This is a genomic window from Kitasatospora sp. NPDC059571, from assembly GCF_042735675.1.
Lineage (GTDB): Bacteria > Actinomycetota > Actinomycetes > Streptomycetales > Streptomycetaceae > Kitasatospora.
In genome coordinates, this window is the sequence record NZ_JBHWBW010000487.1 from 1 (window position 1) to 5917 (window position 5917).

General features: G+C 75.4%; 3 protein-coding genes. All 3 read left to right on the top strand.

What is annotated here, in order from left to right:
- The first annotated feature begins 151 nt into the window (after positions 1-151).
- Positions 152-547, top strand: a complete 396-nt coding sequence (locus ACFV0G_RS33590; protein WP_380556172.1) for an SHOCT domain-containing protein — start codon at positions 152-154, stop codon at positions 545-547.
- A 146-nt stretch (positions 548-693) separates the two neighbouring features.
- Positions 694-2466 carry a SulP family inorganic anion transporter gene (locus ACFV0G_RS33595; RefSeq protein WP_380556174.1) on the top strand — a complete coding sequence of 591 codons (1773 nt, stop codon included), beginning with the start codon at positions 694-696 and terminating at the stop codon, positions 2464-2466.
- Positions 2467-2711: 245 nt separating this feature from the next.
- The coding region (locus ACFV0G_RS33600) for a molybdopterin-dependent oxidoreductase (RefSeq protein ID WP_380556176.1) at positions 2712-5917 on the top strand (3206 nt) is incomplete at its 3' end.

Here is a 5917-nt window from a genome sequence, read left to right on the forward strand (position 1 = left end):
CCACCCGTCGCGTGATCACCCCCGGCGGGTGGTGCGCGTGGGTGCCCCGGCTCCGATCGTGGAAGCCGGGACCGGCCCGGGTGCGCCCGGGCCCTCCCGCCGGCAGGGCCGCCCGGAGCGCTGGGCCGCCCGCGGACGAGTGGAGGCCGTCGTGGACTACCCGTTGCTCAACATCTTCGTCACCACGATGTGGATCTTCCTCTGGGTGCTGTGGATCTTCCTGCTGTTCCGGGTCTTCACGGACCTCTTCCGCGATGACGACCTGAGTGGTTGGGGCAAGGCCGGCTGGTCGGTGTTCCTGATCGTGCTCCCGTTCCTCGGCGTGTTCGTCTACCTGATCGCGCGCGGCAAGGGCATGGGGATCCGCGAGGGCCGGCGGGCGGCCGAGGCCGAGCAGCAGCTCGACGCCCACATCCGCGAGGTGGCCGGCACCCGGAGCCCGTCGTCGAACGTCGACGACCTCGCCCGGCTGGCCGACCTCAAGCACCACGGCGACATCACCGAGGAGGAGTTCCAGCGGGCCAAGGACAAGGTCCTGGCCGCCTGACCGGGAGCCGGCCGACCGCAGTCGGGGCGGTCCGGCCGGCCTCCCAGGAATTCGGGGCCGCCCGGGCGGGGCCGTGACCGGCCGCCCGCGCGGCCGGCCGGCGCCGCTCCGGCACGAGCGGCCGGACGGCAGGACACGGGAGTCCCATGGCGCAGCGCAGCGGCGGGCCGGGGGGCGGCGGGGAGCCCGGCGACGGCGGGGGATGGCGGAACTACCTGCCCGGACTGCCGGGCCTGGCCGTCCTGCGGTCGTACCGGCGGGCGTGGCTGCGCGGCGACCTGCTCGCCGGCGTGACCGTGGCGGCGTACCTGGTGCCGCAGGTGATGGCGTACGCGGGCGTGGCGGGCCTGCCTCCGGTAACCGGGCTCTGGGCGATCCTGCCCGCGCTGGCGGTGTACTCGCTGATCGGCTCGTCGCGGCTGTTGTCGGTGGGACCGGAGTCGACCACTGCGCTGATGACGGCGACGGTGGTCGGGCCGCTCGCGGGCGGCGATCCGGCGCGCTACGCGGGGCTGGCCGCCGCGCTCGCGTTGGTGGTGGGGCTTTTCTTCGCGGTGGCGTGGGTGGCGCGGCTGGGGTTCGTCGCGGACCTGCTGTCGCGGCCGGTCCTGGTGGGGTACCTGGCGGGCGTGGCACTCATCATGATGGTGGACCAGCTCACCAAGCTCACCGGGGTGCCGACCGAGGGCGAGGGGTTCTTCCCGCAGCTGCGCTCCTTCGTCGACAACCTGTCGCAGCTGAGCCCCGGCACGGTGGCGATGTCCGCGGCGGCGCTGCTCTTCCTCTTCGCGGCCGGCCGGTGGTTCCGGCGGCTGCCCGGGCCGCTGCTGGCGCTGATCCTCGGGACGGTGGTGGTCTCGGCGTTCTCCCTGGAGGACCACGGGATCGCGGTGATCGGCGCGATCCCGGCCGGCGTGCCCCGGCCGACCCTGCCGGACCTCGGCGACTTCACCAAGCTGGCGCTGCCCGCGCTCGGCGTCCTGCTGGTCGGCTACACGGACGGCACGCTGACCGCGCGCGCCTTCGAGTCCCGGGCCGCCGGGGAGCGGCTCGACCCGAACCAGGAGCTGCTCGCTCTGGGCGCGGCCAACGTGGGCGCCGGACTGTTCCAGGGCTTCCCGGTGAGCAGCAGCGCCAGCCGCACGACCCTCGCCAAGTCCGCGGGCGGCCGCACCCAGGTGTACGCGCTGGTCGCGGACGCGGCGGTGCTCGCCGTCCTGCTCTTCCTGAGCTCGCTGCTCACGCACACCCCGACGGCCGTGCTCGGGGCGCTGGTGGTCTACGCGGCGGTCCGGATGATCGACGTCGCGGGCTTCCGGCGGCTGGCCGCCTTCCGCAGCCGGGAGCTGCTGCTGGCGCTCGGCTGCCTGGTCGGCGTGCTGGTCCTGGACATCCTGTACGGGGTGCTGCTGGCCGTGGCCCTGTCGGTGGCCGAGCTGCTCACCCGCGTCGCCCGGCCGCACGACGCCGTCCTGGGCACGGTGCCGGGCGTGCCCGGCATGCACGACGTCGACGACTACCCGTCGGCCACGACCGTCCCCGGGCTGGTGGTCTACCGCTACGACTCCCCGCTGTTCTTCGCCAATGCCGAGGACTTCCGGCGGCGCGCGCTGGCGGCGGTGGACGAGCAGGCGGAGCCCGCGCGCTGGTTCGTGCTGAGCGCGGAGGCGAACGTCGAGGTCGACATCACCGCGCTGGACTCGGTGGACGAGCTGCGCCGTGAACTCGCCGGGCGCGGCATCGTGTTCGCCTTCGCCCGGGTGAAGCAGGACCTCCGGGAGGAGCTCGACGTGTACGGCCTCACCGCGTCCGTCGGCGAGGAGCGGATCTTCCCCACCCTGCGGACGGCGGTGGCCGCCTACCGGGCCTGGTCGGGCGAGGCGGGCGGCGACGGCGGGGAGAGCGGCGAGGACGGTTGACCCCGGGGACATCCGACCCGGGTCTGCCCGGCGCGGGACCGCCCGGGCCGGAGCGGGACCGCCCGGCCCCGGGCTCACACGGTGGGCCGCCGCGCTGTGCGGCGGGGTTAACCCCCGGCACCCACCGGGTGTGACGGCCCGGTAATCCGGTCTTCCTACCGTGCTGAGCGTGGGAATCCCCACCGCCGCCCGCCCGGCCCCCGCGCCGGGCGGCGCGGACCGCGACCCTAGTGGGGGGAGTGCCGGTGACGGCGCCAGGACCGAAGGCCGACCGGGTCCGCACGGTCTGCTCGTACTGCGGGGTCGGCTGCGGGATCGTCCTCGACGTGGCCCGGGACCCGTCCGGCCGGCGCCGGGCGGTCAAGGCGGCCGGGGACGCCGACCATCCGGCGAACGCGGGCCGGCTCTGCACCAAGGGCGCGACCCACGCCGACCTGATGGCCGCGCCCGGACGCCTGTCGAAGGCCCTCGTCCGGACGGAGCGCGAGGCCGGTCCGACCGAGGTGGACGTCGATGCGGCGGTGGCCGCGGTCGCCCGCCGGCTGCGCGCGATCCTCGACGAGCACGGGCCGGACGCCCTGGCCTTCTACGTCTCGGGGCAGATGTCGCTGGAGGCGCAGTACCTGGCGAACAAGCTCGCCAAGGGGTTCGTCCGCACCGCGCAGATCGAGTCGAACTCGCGGCTGTGCATGGCCGGCGCCGGCTCCGGCTACAAGCTGTCGCTGGGGGCGGACGGCCCGCCGGGCTCGTACCGGGACTTCGACAAGGCGGACGCCTTCCTCGTCATCGGGTCGAACATGGCGGACTGCCACCCGATCCTCTTCCTGCGGATGATGGACCGGGTCAAGGCCGGTGCCAAGCTGATCGTGGTGGACCCGCGGCGCAGCGCGACCGCCGACAAGGCCGACCTCCACCTGCCGATCCGGCCCGGCACGGACCTCGCGCTGCTGAACGGCCTGCTCCACCTGCTGGTCGAGGGCGGGCAGACCGACCCCGAGTTCATCGCGGAGTTCACCGAGGGCTGGGAGGATCTGCCGGAGTTCCTGGCGGACTACCCGCCCGCGCGGGTCGCCGGGATCACCGGCCTGCCGGAGGAGGACATCCGGCAGGCCGCGGAGTGGATCGGGGCGGCCGGCGAGTGGATGAGCTGCTGGACGATGGGCCTGAACCAGTCGACCCACGGCACCTGGAACACCAACGCCCTGGTCAACCTGCACCTGGCCACCGGGGCGATCTGCCGTCCCGGCTCCGGGCCGTTCTCGCTCACCGGCCAGCCGAACGCGATGGGCGGCCGCGAGATGGGCTACATGGGCCCGGGTCTGCCCGGCCAGCGCTCCGTCCTGGTCGACGAGGAGCGGGCGTTCACGGAGGAGTTGTGGGGGATCCCGGCGGGCAGCCTGCCCGTCGGGGCGGGCCGCGGCACCGTCGAGCTGTTCGAGCGGATGGCGGCGGGCGACATCAAGGCCTGCTGGATCATCTGCACCAACCCGGTCGCCTCGGTGGCCAACCGGCGCACCGTCATCGCCGCCCTGGAGGCCGCCGAACTGGTGATCACCCAGGACGTGTTCGCCGAGACCGAGACCAACGCGTACGCGGACGTGGTGCTGCCGGCGACGCTCTGGGCGGAGTCCGACGGGGTCATGGTCAACTCCGAGCGGAACCTCACCCTGGTGCAGGGCGTCCTCGACCCGCCCGGACAGGCGCTTCCCGACTGGCAGTTGATCGCGCGGATCGCCTGCGCGATGGGCTACGAGGAGGCGTTCGCCTACACGAGTTCCGAGGAGGTCTTCGAGGAGCTGAAGCGGGCCTGGAACCCGAGGACCGGCTGGGACCTGCGCGGCGTCAGCTACGAGCGGCTGCGCAGCACCCCCGTGCAGTGGCCGGCCGCCGACGCCGACGGGCCCGACCGCAACCCGGTCCGCTACCTCAACGACGGTGTCAGCCAGGCCCTGTTGGAGCGCCCGGACGGCACCCGCCCCCGGCTCGCCTTCCCCACCGCCACCGGCCGGGCCCGCTTCTACGCCCGCCCGCACCTGCCCGCCGCCGAACTCCCCGACGAAGACTACCCGTTCGTGCTGAACACCGGCCGGCTCCAGCACCAGTGGCACACCATGACGAAGACCGGCAAGGTGGCCAAACTGGCCAGGCTCAACCCCGGGCCGTTCGTCGAGGTCCACCCCGAGGACGCCGCCGCCCTGGGGGTGGCCCCGGGCGACCACCTGGAGGTCGCCTCCCGCCGCGGCCGGGCGGTGCTGCCCGCGGTGGTCACCGACCGGGTCCGGCCGGGCACCTGCTTCGCCCCGTTCCACTGGAACGACCTGTTCGGCGAGTACCTCAGCATCAACGCCGTCACCAACGACGCCGTCGACCCCGTCTCGTTCCAGCCCGAGTTCAAGGCCTGCGCCGTCTCGCTCCGTGTGGTGGCGGCCCGGCAGACCGAGGAGGCCGCCACCGTGCCCGCTGCCGCCGAGCCCGTCCCCGTCCACGGCCCCGTCCCCGTCCCCGTCCCCGTCCGTGAGCAGGCCGCCGCCGACGGCCTCCCCGCGGCCGACCCGGACGGCGACCTGGTGCGGCTCGGCAGCCTGCTCGGACTCGACGGCCTGGCGGCGCCCGACCTCGCCGGGGCCGAACGGCGCTATCTGGCGGGCTTCCTGGCCGGCCTGCGGACGGCGCCGCCGCGGGACGCCGTCCCGGTGCTCCCCGCCCATGCGCCGTTCGACGCGGACCGCGCGCTCTGGGTGGACGGCGTGCTCGCGGGCATCTTCTCCCGTACCGCGCTGCCCGCCGCGGTGCCACTGCCCGGTGCACCCGCCGTGCTCGCGCCCCCGGCGCCCGCCGGCGGGCCGGCCGCCGCGGGGCGCGAGGTCACCGTGGTGTGGGCGTCGCAGACCGGCAATGCCGAGGACTTCGCCGGGGCCGTGGTCGTCCGGCTGGCCGAGGCGGGCTGGCAGGCCCGGCTGGTCGGCATGGACGGCACCGCCCCGGACGCGCTCCCCGCGGGCGTCCCGGTGCTCTTCCTGTCCAGCACCTTCGGCGACGGCGACGCCCCCGACAACGGCGCCGCCTTCTGGACGGCGCTGGCCGCGGCCGACCGCGGCCCGCTCACCGGGCTGCGCTACGCCGTCCTGGCCTTCGGCGACTCCAGCTACGGCGACTTCTGCGGCCACGGCCGCCGTCTGGACGAGCGCCTCGCCGAGCTCGGCGCGACCCGCCTCGTCCCGCGCACCGACTGCGAGCCCGACTACGAGGAGGCCGCCGGCCGCTGGCTCGACCGGGTCGTCGAGGCCCTCGGCAGTGCGCCCCCCGGCACCCCGCCCGACCACCGGCCGGCCGCACCCGCACCGGGAGCCGCCGGAGCCGCGGGCGGGGCCCCCGGCGGGCCCCCCCCCCCCCCCGGCGGGGGGGGGGCGGGGCCCCCCCCCGCGCGCCCGCCCCCACCCACCCACCGCCC

Excerpts from the sequence above, each read along its gene's own strand:
- ACFV0G_RS33595 (WP_380556174.1), top strand. The coding sequence starts at position 694 with ATGGCGCAGCGCAGCGGCGGGCCGGGGGGCGGCGGGGAGCCCGGCGAC.